The organism is Tamlana sp. 2_MG-2023 (assembly GCF_030548465.1).
GTDB lineage: Bacteria > Bacteroidota > Bacteroidia > Flavobacteriales > Flavobacteriaceae > Pseudotamlana.
In genome coordinates, this window is record NZ_JAUOSF010000006.1 from 193,845 (window position 1) to 212,001 (window position 18,157).

Genomic DNA, 18,157 nt, shown 5'->3' on the forward strand with positions numbered 1-18,157 from the left:
TTATACTGTTTTTAAATATTCTAATACTTCGTTGCTTACTTTTTCGCCTGTAAATCCGAATTTATCATCCAATACAGCTGCTGGTGCAGAATAACCAAAGTGATCAACACCGAATACTTTGCCGTTGTCACCAACAAGACCTTCTAAATTCACCGGTAAACCTGCAGTTAAACCGAATAAAGGTTTGTTTTTAGGAATGATGCTATTTTGGTAATCTTTAGATTGTAATCTGAAAACACCTTCAGAAGGAATAGAAGCAATACTTACTTTTAATCCTTTTTCGTCTTCTAAAATTTCAGCAGCCGCTAATAACGTAGAAACTTCCGACCCGTTTGCGATTAAAACCACATCTGGATTTTCAACTTCTTTCACTAAATAACCACCTTTTTCAGCAGCTAAAGCCTCTTGGTATCTTGATTCACCTTGAGCAGGAATATCTTTAATTCCTTGTCTAGATAAAATTAAACCAGTAGGTGTATTTTTATTTTCTAAGGCCATTTTCCAAGCCACGTTTGTTTCTGCTGAATCGGCAGGACGTAAAGCTAAGAAGCTTGGGTTTCCGCTATGGTTCTTTAATTTTTCTAATAAACGAATTTGAGCTTCTTGCTCGATTGGTTGGTGTGTTGGACCATCTTCACCTACTCTAAACGCATCGTGAGTCCATACATATTTAACACCTAATTCTTGGATACCACTTAAACGAATGGCTGGTTTCATATAATCTGAAAACACAAAGAAGGTCGCTACAACAGGAATAATCCCACCGTGTAAAGCTAATCCGTTTGCAATACAAGCCATAGTTAATTCGGCTACACCTGCTTGTAAAAATGATCCTGAGAAATCACCTTTTTGCATCGCATGTGTTTTCTTTAAGAAACCGTCGGTTTTATCAGAGTTTGATAAATCGGCAGAAGACACAATCATGTTTTCTACGTTTTCAGCTAGATAACCTAAAACAGCAGAAGACGCTGCTCTAGTAGCTAGACCTTCTTTTTGAGCTAAATCGAAATCTAATTCTGGTAATTCGCCAGAGAAGAAGAAATCTAATTTTTCAGCTAAAGCTGGGTTAGCATCACTCCAAGTTTTAATTTCTGCTTTCTTTTCAGCCGCTTGAGCTGTTTTTTCAGCAATTAAATTTTTATAAAAATCTTGAACATCGTCATAAATATCGAAAGGATTATTGACGTCTGCTCCTAAGTTTTCTAAAGTTTTTTCGTAATCTGCTCCTGATGCACCAATTGGTTGTCCGTGTAATTCACAGTGTCCTTCGAACATACTTCCGTCGGCAGCTAAACACCCTTTACCCATTATTGTTTTACCAATAATTAAGGTTGGTTTTTCAGTTTCGTTATTCGCATCTGTTAATGCTTTTCTGATTTGATCATGATCATGACCGTCGATAGTTACTACTTTCCAACCCCATGCTTCGTATTTCATAGCGGTATCTTCAGTAGTTACCTCATCGGTTGGAGTTGACAACTGAATATCGTTAGAATCGAAAAACATGATGAAGTTGTTAAGACCTAAGTGACCTGCAATACGACCTGCCCCTTGAGACACTTCTTCTTGAATACCACCATCAGAAATGAAACCATATACTTTATGGTTCATCCAATCTCCAAACTTCGCTTGTAAAAATTTCGCTCCAATTGCAGCTCCCACACCCATAGTGTGTCCTTGACCAAGTGGTCCAGAAGTATTTTCAATACCTCTTTTTACATCAACCTCTGGGTGACCTGGTGTGATAGAACCCCATTGTCTGAAATTAGCAACATCATCTTTAGCATAGTTTCCTAAAAGGTAATACTGCGCATACATTAAAGTAGATAAGTGACCAGCATCCATAAAGAAACGGTCTCTAAAAGCCCACTCCATGTCTGAAGGATCATAATTAAAAAATTCTGAGTATAAAATGTGCATAAAATCTGCACCACCCATAGGTCCACCTGGGTGACCTGATTTTGCTTTTTCTACCATGGCAACAGCTAATGCTCTAATATTATCTGCTGATTGCTGATCAATTTGTTTGTTCATTTTTTAATTATAGTTTGTATTTTATAACTTTAATCTTAGGTTTCTCTTTAGAAATAACGATAATATTCCTAAATTAAACTCATGAAAATCAATTTAATACAAAAAACAACATGTCAAAAACGATGTTTTGAGCATTGCTTTTTAAATCATTATAGTAAATTATAAATTGATTTTTGCAAATATATAACCTTTAATGGGTTGTGTTTAATAAATAGCTAGAATTTACTAAAAATTAACGAAAGCGTTTGCGTGAGATTTAAATGAGGCTTGTCAAACAAAAAGATGTCATTATGTTCGTAACAACTCACATTAGTAAATATTAAGTAAATTCGCTCGTTAACGTGTTAAAAATTAATTTACTTTTACAATAAATTATAGAATCCAATTAGGTTGAATGCAATATAATAGTCATGTTTTTTGCAATAAAAAATACGTAAAAGGTATACTTACCTTTCTTACTATTTTTTTTATTGGCTTATTTAAAGGATATACACAGAATGCGCCATTAGAGGAAGACAACGCCTTCACCCAACAATTATGGATAAGTCTAGCCCCAAGCTGGAAATTAAAAGACAGCACTTTTCTTAAAACCGATGTTGGCTACCGTACCGTAAGCTCTAATGATTGGGATCGCTTCGTTGCAAGAGCTGGCTACGAAAAAACAATTAAACCCTTTATTTTAAAAGATTTAAAACGTTATGAATCTTACATTGGTGGAATAGGATTATTTCATCTCAATAACAAATCAGGACACAACTCTCTAGAAATAAGACCGTTTCAAGGCTACCGACTTAATTTTGATCTAACTAAACGTATCCATCTTACTAATTATTTCCGATTAGAAGAACGTTTTTTAATCACCGCTCAAGAAAATAGCAACCATTTCGGATTACGTTTTAGGTATCAAATTATGGCCAATATTGGATTACAAGGTTTTCTATTTAGCGACAAAAGAGGCTTCTATTTCCCTGTAGGGATAGAATTCTTTTATAATATTGTGGAGCTTTCTCAGTTTAGTGATGTTATCCGTGTTACCCCGGGAGCTGGATACCAATTCGATCGTAGCTTCAAAATTCAAGGCATGCTGGCTTATCATTATACCGAACAAGATATTGGTGGTATTTATAAAACAAATGATATTATATTTAGACTTAAGGTTATTAAGTCGTTTTAAGTAAAATCTTAGCCTTTCATATTAATACTACCTAAATAACTAATTCTTCCTCTATAGATTAACTACAATTTCCGCATAAATACAATAGTTGCGAATGATCCTCGGTTTATCCTTTTTTTAGTAATTTTCTTTTGCTCTTTTTCAAAACCCTCTATTGGTGTTGCTCTAAAACTTTCGACGAAACCTATTAACACTATTGATTGGACGCAAATTAGATAATTGACTATTAGATTATTAACCAAAGATAATTCTTTAAAATCAAGTTATCCTGTTCTCAAAATAAATAGAAGAGTATTGTTCTTAATCTTTAAGGTTTAGTTTAATATCGTGTAAAAGTCTAAATTGATTGAAGTTTTTAGCAACAAAACCTATTTTAAAATACTATTTTATATTATATTGACCTATTAAATTTCGAAATTGTTTAAGAACAAATACTTCCCATTATTATTAGTATTCACTTTTTGTAGCTTATTCGCTCAAAATAAGCAACTTGAATACTCAAAACAACTTTCTATATACGAAGGGCTGGCTCATAATGGAGTCACGTCTATTCTTGAAGATTCTAAAGGCTTTTTATGGTTTGGAACCTACGATGGTCTGAACAAATATGATGGTTATTCGCTAAAGACCTTCAAAAACACAATCGATAAAACTATACTTGTAAGCAATAGAGTTAGAACTATTGCTGAAGACCCTAAAGGTAATCTATGGATTGGTACAGATGAAGGTTTATCAATATATAATTACGAGAAAGAACAGTTTAAAAACATATATTCCAATGGGTTTATAAAAAAAGAGGATACTGGACCAATTATTCGAAAGATACTATTTGATAATGAAAATGATCTAGCTATTTGTGCTTCGGAAGGTAATGGGCTTTTACTTTTTAATCAGGATTATTCATTTATTGAAAAACATTATCTGTATCCAAACTCAAAAAACACAGCTTTTTATAATGGTATTAAACTAGATAAAAACCATTACATTTTTACATCGTCCTCTGGTTTAGTTGTCTTTAATATCAAAACAAAAAAGTTCGAAAAAGTATTAGATAATCAAATTTCATTAAGTAAACCTTCAAGTTCAATTATCGCAATTAAAGACAATAAATTATTAGTCACCTTAAATTCTGGAATTGCCGTTATTAATTATAAATTCACTGGTAAAACTTATAATTTTTCTTTGGATGAAATAAAGTTACCTAACCAGAGTTTTGCAACTTTAACATTAGACATTAATAATAGTTTATGGTTAGGGTCTATTACTACTGGGGTAGTTAAAATAAATAGCCTTGACACATTTTTAGACAACAAAACCTTTAAAAAGGAATTTTTTCATTTAGAATCTGGGCTAACAAGAACTAGTTTTATAGCTCCTTCAACATATGGTAGTTGTTGGGTAGCAACTTTTAACGAGGGATTATTTCAATTTAATATTGATGAGAATCCTTTTAAAGGCATCAATGCACAAATGAATATGCCCCATGGGATTAAAACTAATCATGTAACTAGTATTTCTCCTTATAACAAAGAAAAAGTATTTGTAAGTACAAATAATAATGGTATTTATCTTTTTAACTCAAAAACGGAGAGGTTCGAACCCTTACCATTCAAAATTCCTTCACATCAATTTGAAACAAGTACAAGCGTTTTTGTAGATTCCAACAAAAACATTTGGTTTAAAATTAATGGTTATGGTTTGTGTAGAGTAAAAGCTGGTAAAACCAATTTTGATAAAATATTTAAAATTGGTGATAAGTCATTTGACGATATGGCTCCGCGATCATATACAGAAGATAAAAATGGAAATATCTGGATAGGATGTGCTGAGGATGTTTACAAAATTTCTATAGACAAAAATGATGATATAATAAATATTGAATCTTTAAATCAAAACCACCCCTTATTCAAAAACAATAAATTAAAATTAGCAAGACGTGTTTATACGGACCCTTTACACAATTATATTTGGCTAGGTGCCGATGCTAATGGATTATTTAGAATAAAGATTGGTGAAGCAAATGAACCCGTTGAAGATTTAAAAATTGATCAGTACTTACATGACAACAAAAACAAAAAAAGCATTTCCAGCAACTTTGTGACCTCAATGGTTAGGTTACCTAATGAAGAGTTTTGGGTAGGTACAGAAGGAGGTGGATTATGTAAAGTTTTAAACAGTGATAAAAAACCATATTTTACTCCTCTTTCAGAAAAAAATGGTCTTTCAAATAATGTTATTAAAAATATTCTTTTTGATAAGGAACATAATTTATGGGTAACTACAAATATTGGATTAAATAAAATAGACACGAAGGATCTAAGTATTAGAAAATTCACCAGGGAAAATGGATTGCCTTATGAAGATTTTTGGTTTGCAGGAGAAACGCTAGAAAACAATTTAATAGTGCTCTCATCGTTAGATGGCTTCTGTTATTTTAATCCAGAAATGATATCGAATAAAGAATCGCTACCCAAGTTAGAATTTGAAGATTTAAAAGTGTTTAACAAATTCGTTTTACCCGGTGATACCATTTCAAATAGAGTGCTGCTTGATAAGCGCTTAGCAGAAATGAATGAAATTATCCTAAAATATAACGAAAATGTATTTTCTATTGGAATAACATCACTGCATTTTTCAAATCCAGACAATCATGGTTTAAGGTATAAATTAATTCCTATTAATGATGAATGGATTGAAGTCCCTTCAAGTCAACATAACATTTCATATAATGGACTTCAACCGGGAAATTACACATTAAGTGTAATGGCTTCAAACTCATTAAATAAATGGACAGAACCCAAAAATCTAATAATCAACATAACACCACCATTCTGGAAAACAACACAGGCCTATTTACTTTACTTTTTAATAGCCTCTCTTTTAGCTTTTGTTGTAGTGAAAATAATTTTACGAATACAAACTTTAAATCATAATTTAGAAATAGAGCATTTAGAAAAAGATAATGAGAAAAAGATAAATGATGAAAAACTTCGTTTTTTCTCAAATATATCTCATGAAATTAAAACACCTTTAACATTAATCTCTGGACCAATTTCTATTTTATTAAATCGTTTTAAAAATAACCAAGACGTTAAAGAGAAACTAGAAATAGTAGAACGTCAATCCAAAAAAATATCGCGATTAATCGACCAAGTGCATGATTTTCAAAAAGCGGAAGCAAAAGTTTTGAAAATGAATTATTCACGTTTTTATTTTAACACCTTTATTAATGAACTTGTTGGAGATTTTGCGTTTTTTGCCCAAAATGAAAATAAAAAACTAGAGATTAAGGATTCTGGCGAGAACATTATTGTATCTGCCGATAAGGATAAATTGGAAAAAGTATTTAATAATATAATTAATAATGCTTTTAAATATACCGAGCCTAATGATGCTATAAAAATTGAATTCTATAGCAGTGATAAAGATTTATCAATATCAATAAGTGATACTGGAAAAGGTATTGACGAAAAAGATTTATCGCACATTTTTGAACGTTTCTATCAATCTCACAAGTATGAAAACATTCACTCTAGTGGTTCTGGTATTGGTTTAGCTTTTTCTAAATTATTGGTAGAAATGCATTACGGATATATTAGTGCTGAAAGTGAATTAGGTAAAGGCTCTGTCTTTAATATTAAATTACCAATTGTTAAAAAACACACCTCCGACGAGCAAAAAGAAATAGAGAAAACTATTCTATCTGCCGAAAAAGATTTTGAAATTAGCACACAGTTAATGGCAAAAAATAACCCTCAAAATATTACGGTTGATAGTGACCTCTCTGAAACCCTGATTTTTTATGCCGAAGACAATCTTGACATGAGATTGTATGTAACCGATGCGCTTTCTAAATTCTTCAGAATTAAATCTTTTAGCAACGGGCAAGAGTGCTTGGATGCCATGGAAGACGAATGGCCAGATATTGTAATTAGCGATGTGCAAATGCCAGAATTAAACGGCTTAGACTTATGTAGAACTATAAAGGCAGATATTAAAACAAGTCATATACCAATAATTTTATTAACCGCTCTCACCAATATTGAAGATACTATACGAGGTATTAGAGATGGCGCCGATGCCTACATAAATAAACCATTTAATGTACAGCATTTAATAACCAGAACAGAGTCTTTGCTAAACAACAGAAAACAACTACGCGAACGTTTTCAAATAGGCATCCCATTAACTAAAGAGAATAATTTAAACAATAGAAACGATAATGCTTTCCTCGAGAAGTTATACAGTTTAATTGCCGAAAATTTAGATAATTCTGAACTTGATTTAAACCAATTTGCCAAAGAACTATATCTAAATCGAACGCATTTTTTCCAAAAAGTAAAAGCACTAACAAACCAATCTCCATTTGAGCTATTAAAAGCTTTTAGGCTTAAAAAAGCTGCAGAGTATTTAAGCGTCAATAAACTACCTGTTAATGAGGTGTTTACCATGACAGGATTTAAGAGCCGTACACATTTTAGTAAAAGCTTTAAAGAGCAATATAATGTTACTCCTGGTAAATATGCTTCAAGTATAGAGGAAAAGTATAAGTCCTCTTAATTCCTCTAGCACCCGTCCTCCTCACATAATTAATAGTCCTTAACGATTCTCACACAAGAAACAAAGTGATTTTATAAATGCATACTCATTTTAAATTTTTAATACATTGTTAGTTCACACTAGCTAATTAGCATTTTAAAGCTTGACATTCAGCATTTTACGTATAGACACATTTAATTTACGTGTAGCTACAAAAATTTTTAAGGTTTGAAATACTTTAGTAAAACAATTATTCTATTACTAATTTAAAATAACAATTATGAAAGCAAGATTACTTAAAAATTTAACGATGGTTACTGCATTTTTTGCAGCAATAACAATGTCTGCTCAACAAGGGCCAACACTTTATGATTTCACAAGTGGTCAACAAAACTGGGCTAAAGGTTATGGTGCTACTCCTGTAGTTGATCATGATCCAACTGGAGGTGTTGCTGGAGATGGCGCATTAACTCTTGAAAGAAATGGTAATAACAATGCAAATATCAGAAGAGAACAAGATGGTGATGATGCTTTTATTGTTTTAGATAGAGCTGTATATAATTATATCAAGATTATAGTAAAAAATGAAACAAAAGCTAACCAGATTAGAATTCAAGGTACTTCTAGAGAATCTGGAGTTACCGGTGAAACAGGACCTGCTTTTACCGCTGTTACTTTAAATGGCGTAGAATCAGAAACTAGTACATATAAATCTTATTACATTGATATTACAGCCATCCCATCCAATCACGAGATAACTACTTTAGATATTATATTTAGACAATTAAGCCCTGATACTGCTGGCTCACTCGTTATAATTGATGAAATTGAGTTCTTGACAGCGATTCCACCAGCAACTTTGAGTGGATTAGTTCAAAATCCAAGTTTTGATGATTTAGGCGGTTCCATTAATCCATTCAATCCTGCTTCACAAGCTTGGGCCACTATAGCTGTAAGTTCAGAGGATGTTAATACGGGAAGCTACAGTTTGAAACATGAATATAGCGCGCCTTCAGGTGGAACTCATTTTGTTTTTAATGACTACATTCATGATATAGGTTCAACTACTTCAGACCATATGATAGCTTCAGTATGGGTAAAAGTTGTTAGACCAAGTACCCCAGGTGTTTCTCCAGTTGTAGACATCCAAGGACAAGGTAGATTTGGTACTGATTTAGTTGTTAGTAATTTAATTACGGTAGGAGATAATCAAACAACAACTAAAACAGATGGAACATGGGAACAAGTAAATTTTGCTTTCACTCCTAGTGCTCCTTACTCAACGGCACAATTTAGATACGGAATTGATGGTGCGGATTTACTTGCTGGGGATATAGTTTATATTGATGACCTTCACGCAGAACTATCAGCAACCCTAACTGTAATCAAAAATACTTTAGAGGGTGTAAGCGTTTATCCTAACCCAGTTAGAGAGACTTTAAGCATTAAGAGTCCTGTTGGAAGTGATATTACAATTTATAACGTTGTAGGAGCTACTGTGAAAACTATTAAGTCAACAGATGCTTTACAAAACGTATCGGTTTCTAATTTAAGAAGTGGACTGTATTTCGTGAAAATTTCAAATGAAGGAAAAGTTTATCAAGAAAAAATTATTAAAAAATAAGTTTAGAATTGATTGTTAAGTAAAGGGCTTCATAATTTATATGAAGCCCTTTACTGTTTTAAGAGTAAGTGTCTCCTGGTATTTATTCTCAACCACAATCTATTTACGCTGCAAGACATTATATAATTTGTTTAAGTTGAAATTTGAAATAATATAAATCTAAATAGAATTCAAAATGAAAAAATTAGTAGTAGTAATTACTTTTTTAAGTTTAAATGTAATGAATATAGCGGCCCAAGATGTTGTATTTGATTTTGAAAACGTTCAAAAAGAATGGTGGACAAAATATAAAGAAATTTGGTCTGTATCTATCGAGAAAGCTGCGGAAGGAACAAAAAGTTTAAAATTTAGTTGTAGTGATTTTCCAGCTGGAGCTAATAATATTCAAATTCAAAATAACGATGTAAAACTTTCGCCAGGAACTTATACGATTACTTCAAAAATATTTATTGAAGAGCATTCAAAAGTTGTTGGTTTAAGTATCAATTTAAAAAAACCATTTGTAAAGACAAGTATTAAGTTGAACAAAGTGCCTACAAACCAATGGGTAAGTATTAGTGAAGAAATACTTGTTGAAAAAGAATCTTCTGTATTGATAATATCAGTTTCAACAAATCCAAAATGGGGCGGTACAGGTACTTTTTATTTAGATGATTTTAAAATAACTTCGAAATAGTTCATCTAAAATAAAAAACAAAAAGTCCATATATTAAATAATTGAATTAAAAAGGAAGCTATACGTAGCTTCTTTTTTTTGTACTATAAGGTACATATTATAAATTGTGGAATACAACTTTACGGTATATATGTTATTATTTTATCATTCAAATCAATAGCCTTATTATGCGAATTTTTTTTAAATTATTTTTTTCAATTTCATTTGTATTTATAATTACTAATAGTGGTTTTGCACAACAAAAGATTGATGTGAAAAGTGAGCTGTATAGTATCGATACAAAATACACTATCACCAAGGTACGCACAGGGAAAACCAAAAAGGAAACTATATTGTTAGCCAGCAGTTACGAAGGTACTGTTCTTGGGATTTCTTTCGATGGAGAAATACTATGGAAGAATCCGTTGTCAGGATTTATGAATCATGACCTCTGGGCAGGCGATATTAATAACGATGGTGTAGACGAAATTTTTGCAGCGAATGCAGATGGTAGTGTGTATTGTCTAAGCAACAAAGGTAAATTACTTTGGCAATTTAAACAGAATAATGCACCTATGTATTCAGTAACTGTTATAAAAAAAGACCACAAAGCCTATGTGGTTTGTGGGGGGTACGACAATAGTTTTTACTATGTGACTAGTGAAGGGAAATTGGTTAGTGAAGTCGCTTCAAAAACCTACTCAATCGAAAAACCATTTGGTAAAGCTAAACATAAAGTATTACCACCTAAAGGGCTACATGTAACTAACTTTATAAGACCAGCTAAAAAAGAAGGAAAGGATATCCTTGTTGTGCACGGTGTACAAAATAGTATGAATGGAAATGGCTCTGTGTATTTTTTCAATCCTTTAGAAATGATGCCTTTCGAAACCATAAGCGTCAAAAAAAAGGGACCCTATGGAGATGTTAGAGTTGTAGATGCAGACGCAGATGGAAATAGCGAAGTACTTCTTGGTCGTGTTGGAGCAAGAGCTAAAGGAAATGGCGTTATTATAATTGATACCAAAACTTCAGAACAGAGCTATTTAGACATAAACAAAGTAAAAGACAAATCGCTTAACAGAGGCATGTATAGAGTGATGCAGCCCGAAGTTATTATTAATAATGGCAAACCTGCCTATATGGTGTTGTTAGGTAGTAACATTGTCATTTCAGATGTAGATTCTAATATTGCAGATGCAAATGTTGCGCCTACACGGTTTTCCTTTAATGATATGTTTAAGGATCCTAATTCTAATAAGCTAATTCTAGCTAGTGCTCAAAGTGGAGGTAGTTCAATTCATATCATAGATTTTAATAAAAATTCATGGAAAAAGGAGTTTGAAAAGTTAGATCCACCTGGAAAAATTCAAACTATCATAGCAAATACTAAAGAAATAAGAAAGAATCTTAAAAATTTCAAAAAACCAACCTACCAATATGAATCTGCTAAAGTTTATTTTATGACTGAGAGTAGAAAAGATAAATCGGCTGCAGCGGTTATTAACAGTATTGAAGCTAGATATGACAATCCAATTTTCTTAAATGGAGGTAATTTTGATAAAGAAAACTGGGACCGTTCTGCAATGCCTAGCGAAATCTACAAGAATAAGCGAGATGGTCGTATGAAATACAATCTGACGCAAGATGAAGTTCTAGAAATAATAACAAAAAAACACAATCAGTCTTACGGAAAAGGAATTTCGTACTGGGGAGGACATGGTAATGATCCTTATATGTATCAAGTTTCAACTACAATGAAAGGACTAGATATTGCTAATGGTAAAAAAACAGTACTTGTATATCCAGAAGTTGAGGATCATTCAGACGAATTCAAATTTGTAATGAATGATTTAATACTTCCATTAGCAAACTATGCTAAAGATAAAAATGGTAACTTATTTATGCGTAATAAGCATTTATTTTGGCAAGCTGATGTTTATACCGACAAATGGGAACCACTAGTTTCAGGACGTTTTGCAAATGTATTTGTACCTGCTATGGAAGAAACTACAGATAAATCTATGGAACTGAGCTTTACATCTAGATTGGGGCTTTGGGCAAGTGGTTCTGTAGATAGTTGGGGAGCTCGTTGTGCAAGAGATAATGCCAGTTTTGATCGTTTGCGTCAACATTCCAATCAAACCTTGCCTAATCATTTCTTAAAAACAATGGTTTATAGTATTTCTAGTGGAGCTCAATACATTAATAATTTCTCAGTAGATCAAGACTATATGAGTCTCTTATGGGAGTTAATTGCCGAAGGTGTATTGTATGTGCCAAAACGATCAGATATTTTAAGTTTTTCACCTGTACATTTAAGTGTAAACAATCCTGATGCCGATTATATACAAAGTTCGAGTAATGTAAAATGGTTAACTTTTTTTAAGAAAGATGAAGATAATCTTGATGAGCTAGCATTTAGTAGGTTAAATGGAACGTGGCCAGGGGCACCTTTAACAGCATGGGATTTTTCAAGATATGCAGCAGGTGCAAAAGAAAGACGTTTAAATTTTATACCAAAATATAGCAACGGAATGGTTTTGATAACACCACCTCAAAAAGGAATTTTTACAGATAAAAATGCAGTTAGAAAACCATTAGTAGACAACATTCACCCTTGGTACAAAAACATTATGAAGGAGTACCATACTGATGGGAAAAATTACATGTCAGCAGACGGTAAAGAAACCTACAAAGCAAGTGAATATTATAAAGTAATTGAAGAAGATATTAAGAAAAGTGCTGCTTTATTACCAATTACGGTTTCTGGTAATGTAGGATGGGTTGTTGCTCAAACATCTCCCACGCATTTGCGATTAACAGTGGTCGAAAATGGCTATATAAATCCAAAGGAAGCTACAGCTATTGTAAAAGTCAATAATATTAAGCCGCTTAAAATATCTGATTTATTAAATAATGAAGAATTTAAAGTTGACGAAGATTCATCATTCGACATACAAATTCCTTTAGGTGGGTTCAGATTTATAGATATTGAATTGAAAGAAAAATTATAAACATGAAAACAAAATTCACTGCTAACCTGTATTACAGCCTTTTGTAGTAATACAAAGTTTTACTCAAATTGACAATGACTTTGTAAAAAGGATATTAAACAATTGCAAAAAGCAATTATTGATTTGACAGACGATGTAATAAATGTATGTACATAAAAACTAGCTTTAAACGGCTTTAAAATATTCCCAGATACATTTAATGTATTTATAAAAACAGTTTTGAACGGGTTTAAAATAATTTAATAACATACCATTAAATCACCACAAATAAATAGCATAATATAAATGAAAAACATGAGTTTCAAAACATTACTTATTATTTTAGCTTGGATTACAATCAGTTGCTCCAACAAGAAAAAAGAAGTTATAACAGCTCATAGCGATAAACCAAATATTATTTTATTTGTTTCCGACGATCATGGTTTAGATGCTTTAGGTGCATATGGAAACCCCATAATAAAAACGCCAAACCTAGATAAACTAGCAGCAGATGGTGTTAAATTCACAAACGCCTATTGTACAAGTGCAAGTTGTGCTGCCAGTAGATCAGTAATTCTATCGGGACAATTTGGACATGCTACAGGATCTTACGGTCATGTTCACGATTATCATCATTTTAGTACTTATGATAATGTTCAAACCTTACCGGTTTTATTAGAAAATGCCGGTTATGAAACTGCAAGAATTGGTAAGTACCATGTAGCACCAGAAAAAGTGTATCATTTTAATACTGTTTTAGAAGCAGATCCTAGAAACACAGTAGAGATGGCTGAAGCATGTACGAATGTATTAAAATCTGACAAACCTTTTTTCTTATATTTCTGTACAGACGATCCTCATAGAGGTCATCCTTTTACACCAGAACCTTGGGATGCACCAAATACTTTTGGAAATAAAAAAGAAGGTTACAAAAATGTTGATGCTATTACCTACAACCCAGAAGATGTATTAGTTCCTGAGTTTTTGCCAGACACCAAACAAAGTCGCGAAGAAATTGCACAATACTATCAAAGTATATCAAGAATAGATCAAGGTTTTGGAAAACTAATGAAAATACTTCAAGACACAGGTAAAGCAGATAATACCATAGTATTCTATATTTCTGATAATGGAATGGCTTTTCCGGGAGCAAAAACAACCGTTCATGAACCTGGAATTAAATTACCTTGTATAATTAAAGATCCAACAAACAAAACAAAAGGAACGACCAACAATGCTATGATTTCATGGGTAGACCTCACTCCTACTATTTTAGACATGGCTAAAGTAGATTATAAAGAAGAAGCATTTCATGGTAAATCGTTTAATACTATTATTGAAGAAGAAAACCCAAAAGGTTGGGACGAAGTTTATGCCTCACATACCTTTCATGAAGTAACGATGTACTATCCGATGCGTGCTGTTAGATATGGAGATTATAAGCTAATTTGGAACATCGCTTATCAACTAGAATACCCTTTTGCATCCGATTTATGGGCATCTTCAACATGGCAAAGTATTTATAGAAATCACGAAGAATTTTATGGTCCCAAAAAAGTGTCCGATTATTTATTCAGACCAGAATTTGAGCTTTACAATTTGACTAAAGATCCAAACGAAATCAACAATTTAGCTACAAATAACAACTTTGCTGAAATATTGAAAAACTTAAAAACTAAAATGAAAGATTTTCAAACTAAAACAAAAGACCCTTGGATGATTATGTGGAGTCATGATGCATCATTACAAGGTTCAGGAGTTAATTTATAATTGCAATTTGAGGGTCATCAAATTATAATTTTATTGATGTCTCATGTATTTTACCCATAAGCACATCGAATTAATCCACAAATACAAAACACTTGAGGAATTTACCGAATTTTCCTCTGAAAAATAAAACACATGTAATAATGATAAATAAATCACAAATTTTAGGCCTAATTACTGTTTTAATGCTGTTCTGTTCTTGCAGTTTAGCTGCACAAGAAACCATAATCTTTAAACCTACAGATGGTGATTCAACATGGGAGGTTAGAAAAGCTATTGAAGGTGCCAAAACAAAAGACATTAAATTGGTTTTTGAAAAAGGCAATTATTTATTTCTGCCAGATTATGCAACAGACAAGTACTCGTATATTACCAATCATGGTAATGGCCTTAAAAAAGTGATATTCTTATTAGAAGATTTCGACTCTGTTGAAATAGATGGAAATGGTTCCGAGTTCATATTTCACGGTCAGGTCGCGCCATTTCGTTTTCATAATATAAAAAAGGTAACCGTTAAAAACCTAACTATCGATTGGGATATTCCTTTTTCGTTTCAAGGTGAAGTTGTGGCAATTAGCAAAGAAGAAGGCTGGAGAGATATAAAACCTTTTACCGAAGGCTTCTCATGGAAAATAAAACAAGATAAATTAATATTTCCAGATATTGATGGCTTCTCATTTACTGAACTAGGGAGCTCATTAACTTTTAATAAAGAACTAAAACGTGTAGAACATGGCGCTTACGATATTTCTAGTCATCCGCGTTGGGTTGAAAAGCGTGATGGAGGAATTTTGCGATTTCATGAAAAATTAAGATACTATCCTCCAGTTGGATCTATTCTACATTCTAAAGGTCCTCATGGACAAAATCGCTATGCTCCAGCTTTTCACACTACATCTTCTAAAAATGTATTTTTTGAAAATATTGTAATTCACCATGCCTTAGGAATGGGTTTTTTGTTTGAAAGAACAGAGGATATTATTATTAAAGAATGTGGTGTATATGTTCGTGAAGGGTCTGACAGAGTCGTTTCAACTATTGCCGATGCAACACATTTCGCCAATTGCAAAGGAAATATTTTAGTTGAAGACTGTACGTTTAAGCACATGTTAGATGATGGAACAAACGTTCACGGTACTTATGTAGAAGTTAATCAAGTATTAGATTCTCACTCATTAAGAGTTGGTCTTAAACATTTTGAACAAATGGGATTTGAATTTGCTGCTATTGGTGATGAAGTTTGGTTCATTCAAAATCCAAGTCCAAAAAGAGCTTCAGAAAACGTAGTTGTTGATGTCAATGTTATCAACGATGAATTTATAGACTTGAGATTTAAAAACGAACTTCCAAAAAACATCGCAAAAGGAGATATTATTGAGAACAAAACTTGGAATCCAAAATTCACTATGCGTGGATGCACAATAAAAGACCATAGAGCCAGGAATATTATTATTAAAACACCAAAAAAAATCGTAATTGAAAATAATGATTTATCATCCATGATGTCTTCAATCTTATTTAGAGGTGAAACTTTTTTCTGGTTCGAATCAGGAGCCGTGGAGGATGTACTTATTCGTAATAACAATTTTAATTATGTGGCGTATAGTGGCTCTGAACATGCTGTCTTGTACGTAACACCACGCTTAGGAAAAACATTTGACCAAACTGAATTATACGATAGAAACATACGTTTTGAAAATAACACAATTACAACTTTTGGTAACAGAATTGTTATAGCAGACCGAGTTGATGGTTTAAAAATTACAGGAAATACAATTAATCAGGCTGATGATCAAGGAGAACAATTGTATCCAAATACACCTCAATTTGAACTGATAAATTGTAATGATGTTGAGATTTCTAATAACACATATAAAGGAAAAAATGCTAAGGCAATTTCCGCTGACGAAACATCATTAAAAACTTTAAAAACAAAAGGGAATAAAGGCTTTTCTAATTTAGAGTAAACCATTTTTAAATGAAAAAATTTCTCTTTATAGCAATATTTATTCTTTGTCAATCCGCAATTGCTGAAGTTATTCCAAATTCATTATTCCAAAACAATATGGTATTGCAACGCAGACAGCCTATTGCCGTTTTTGGAAAAGCTACTTCAGAAAAATTCGTAGAAATTTCATTTAAAGACAAAACCTATACTACTAAGGTTAAAGATGGTTACTGGATAATTTTTTTAGATAAATCACAAGCTGGCGGCCCATATACTTTAACAATAAAAGGTGAAAACGAAGTCGTTTTATCAAATATTCTAGTAGGTGAAGTTTGGCTGTGCTCTGGTCAATCAAACATGGAAATGCCTGTACAAGGAAATAAAGGGCAACCCATAAACGGAAGTAATTTAGCAATTCTAAATAGTGAGAATTCACAAATCAGATTGTTTAAAGTTGGGAAAAAAATGGCTTCAGAACCGTTGAATTCTTGCGAAGGTGAATGGACTTTAGCAAAGCCCGAAACTGTTAAAGGTTTTAGTGCTACCGCTTATTTCTTCGGAAAAATGCTTCAGGAAACTTTAAATATCCCTATAGGATTAATCAATAGTAGTTGGGGTGGAACTCCAGCAGAAGCTTGGACACCAAAAGAAATCATCGATTCTGAATTTAAAGATTTTAAGGGCTGGAATACAGACGATTCTAAACCTCAAAAAAATCCATCAGTATTATACAACGGAATGATTCATCCTTTAAAACCGTACACCATTAAAGGTGTGATTTGGTATCAAGGAGAAGCCAACAAAAACTACTATCAAAATTACACATACTTGTTTTCATCTATGATTAAAAGTTGGAGAACAAATTGGAATCAAGGTGATTTTCCATTCTATTTTGTGCAAATTGCACCACTGGGTTGGGGAGGCGATAATCAAGCATTTTTAAGAGAAGCTCAATTAAAAACAATGCACGCAGTTCCAAATACAGGAATGGCTGTAACCTTGGATATTGGCGAAAAAGGAAACATTCATCCAGCTGAAAAACAAAAAGTTGGAGAACGACTAGCGCTTTGGGCATTGGCAAAAGATTACGGGTATAAGAATATACAATATAGTGGTCCTGTATATAAGTCAATGTCTGTAGCAGAAAACAAAGTTGCTATTGAGTTTGACTACGCACCAAATGGGTTAGCAACTTTCGGGAAAGAATTGCATGGCTTTAAAGTGGCAGGGGCCGATAAATTTTTTTACGAAGCAGACGCTATACTTCTAAAAGGAAAATTAATAGTTTGGAGTGATAAAGTAGAACACCCCATTGCTGTTAGATATGGTTGGCAAGATTGGGTGGATGGCTCCCTATTTAACACGGCCGGATTGCCTGCTTCTTCTTTTAGAACTGATAATTGGGACAATTAATTTAACC

Annotated in this window: 9 protein-coding genes; 8 read left to right on the top strand and 1 reads right to left on the bottom strand. The window is 32.6% G+C overall.

Annotated features, from left to right (window positions below; all coding sequences use genetic code 11):
• Nucleotides 1–2,034, bottom strand: a complete 2,034-nt coding sequence (locus Q4566_RS12145; protein ID WP_303421507.1) for a transketolase — start codon at nt 2,032–2,034, stop codon at nt 1–3.
• A gap of 394 nt (nt 2,035–2,428) precedes the next feature.
• Here Q4566_RS12145 and Q4566_RS12150 point away from each other — a divergent pair, with 394 nt between their 5' ends.
• From Q4566_RS12150 to Q4566_RS12185, 8 genes are all read left to right on the top strand, one after another.
• Entirely contained in the window at nt 2,429–3,208 is a 780-nt protein-coding gene (locus Q4566_RS12150) for a DUF2490 domain-containing protein (protein ID WP_303421508.1), read from the top strand.
• Nucleotides 3,209–3,625: 417 nt separating this feature from the next.
• Nucleotides 3,626–7,768: a two-component regulator propeller domain-containing protein gene (locus Q4566_RS12155; RefSeq protein ID WP_303421510.1), complete on the top strand. Its 4,143-nt coding sequence runs from the start codon at nt 3,626–3,628 to the stop codon at nt 7,766–7,768.
• 259 nt (nt 7,769–8,027) lie between these two features.
• Nucleotides 8,028–9,371, top strand: coding sequence for a T9SS type A sorting domain-containing protein (locus Q4566_RS12160; RefSeq protein WP_303421512.1), 1,344 nt, complete (start codon nt 8,028–8,030; stop codon nt 9,369–9,371).
• 175 nt (nt 9,372–9,546) lie between these two features.
• The gene (locus Q4566_RS12165; RefSeq protein ID WP_303421514.1) at nt 9,547–10,047 is read left to right on the top strand and encodes a hypothetical protein; all 501 of its coding nucleotides are present in this window, start codon (nt 9,547–9,549) and stop codon (nt 10,045–10,047) included.
• A 167-nt stretch (nt 10,048–10,214) separates the two neighbouring features.
• Nucleotides 10,215–13,043: a PQQ-binding-like beta-propeller repeat protein gene (locus Q4566_RS12170; protein WP_303421516.1), complete on the top strand. Its 2,829-nt coding sequence runs from the start codon at nt 10,215–10,217 to the stop codon at nt 13,041–13,043.
• Between the two features lie 294 nt (nt 13,044–13,337).
• The gene (locus Q4566_RS12175) at nt 13,338–14,792 is read left to right on the top strand and encodes a sulfatase (RefSeq protein WP_303421518.1); all 1,455 of its coding nucleotides are present in this window, start codon (nt 13,338–13,340) and stop codon (nt 14,790–14,792) included.
• A 140-nt stretch (nt 14,793–14,932) separates the two neighbouring features.
• Nucleotides 14,933–16,756, top strand: a complete 1,824-nt coding sequence (locus Q4566_RS12180; protein ID WP_303421520.1) for a right-handed parallel beta-helix repeat-containing protein — start codon at nt 14,933–14,935, stop codon at nt 16,754–16,756.
• A gap of 11 nt (nt 16,757–16,767) precedes the next feature.
• Nucleotides 16,768–18,150 (top strand): sialate O-acetylesterase, encoded by a 1,383-nt coding sequence (locus Q4566_RS12185; RefSeq protein ID WP_303421522.1) that lies wholly within the window; start codon nt 16,768–16,770, stop codon nt 18,148–18,150.
• Nucleotides 18,151–18,157 lie beyond the last annotated feature (7 nt).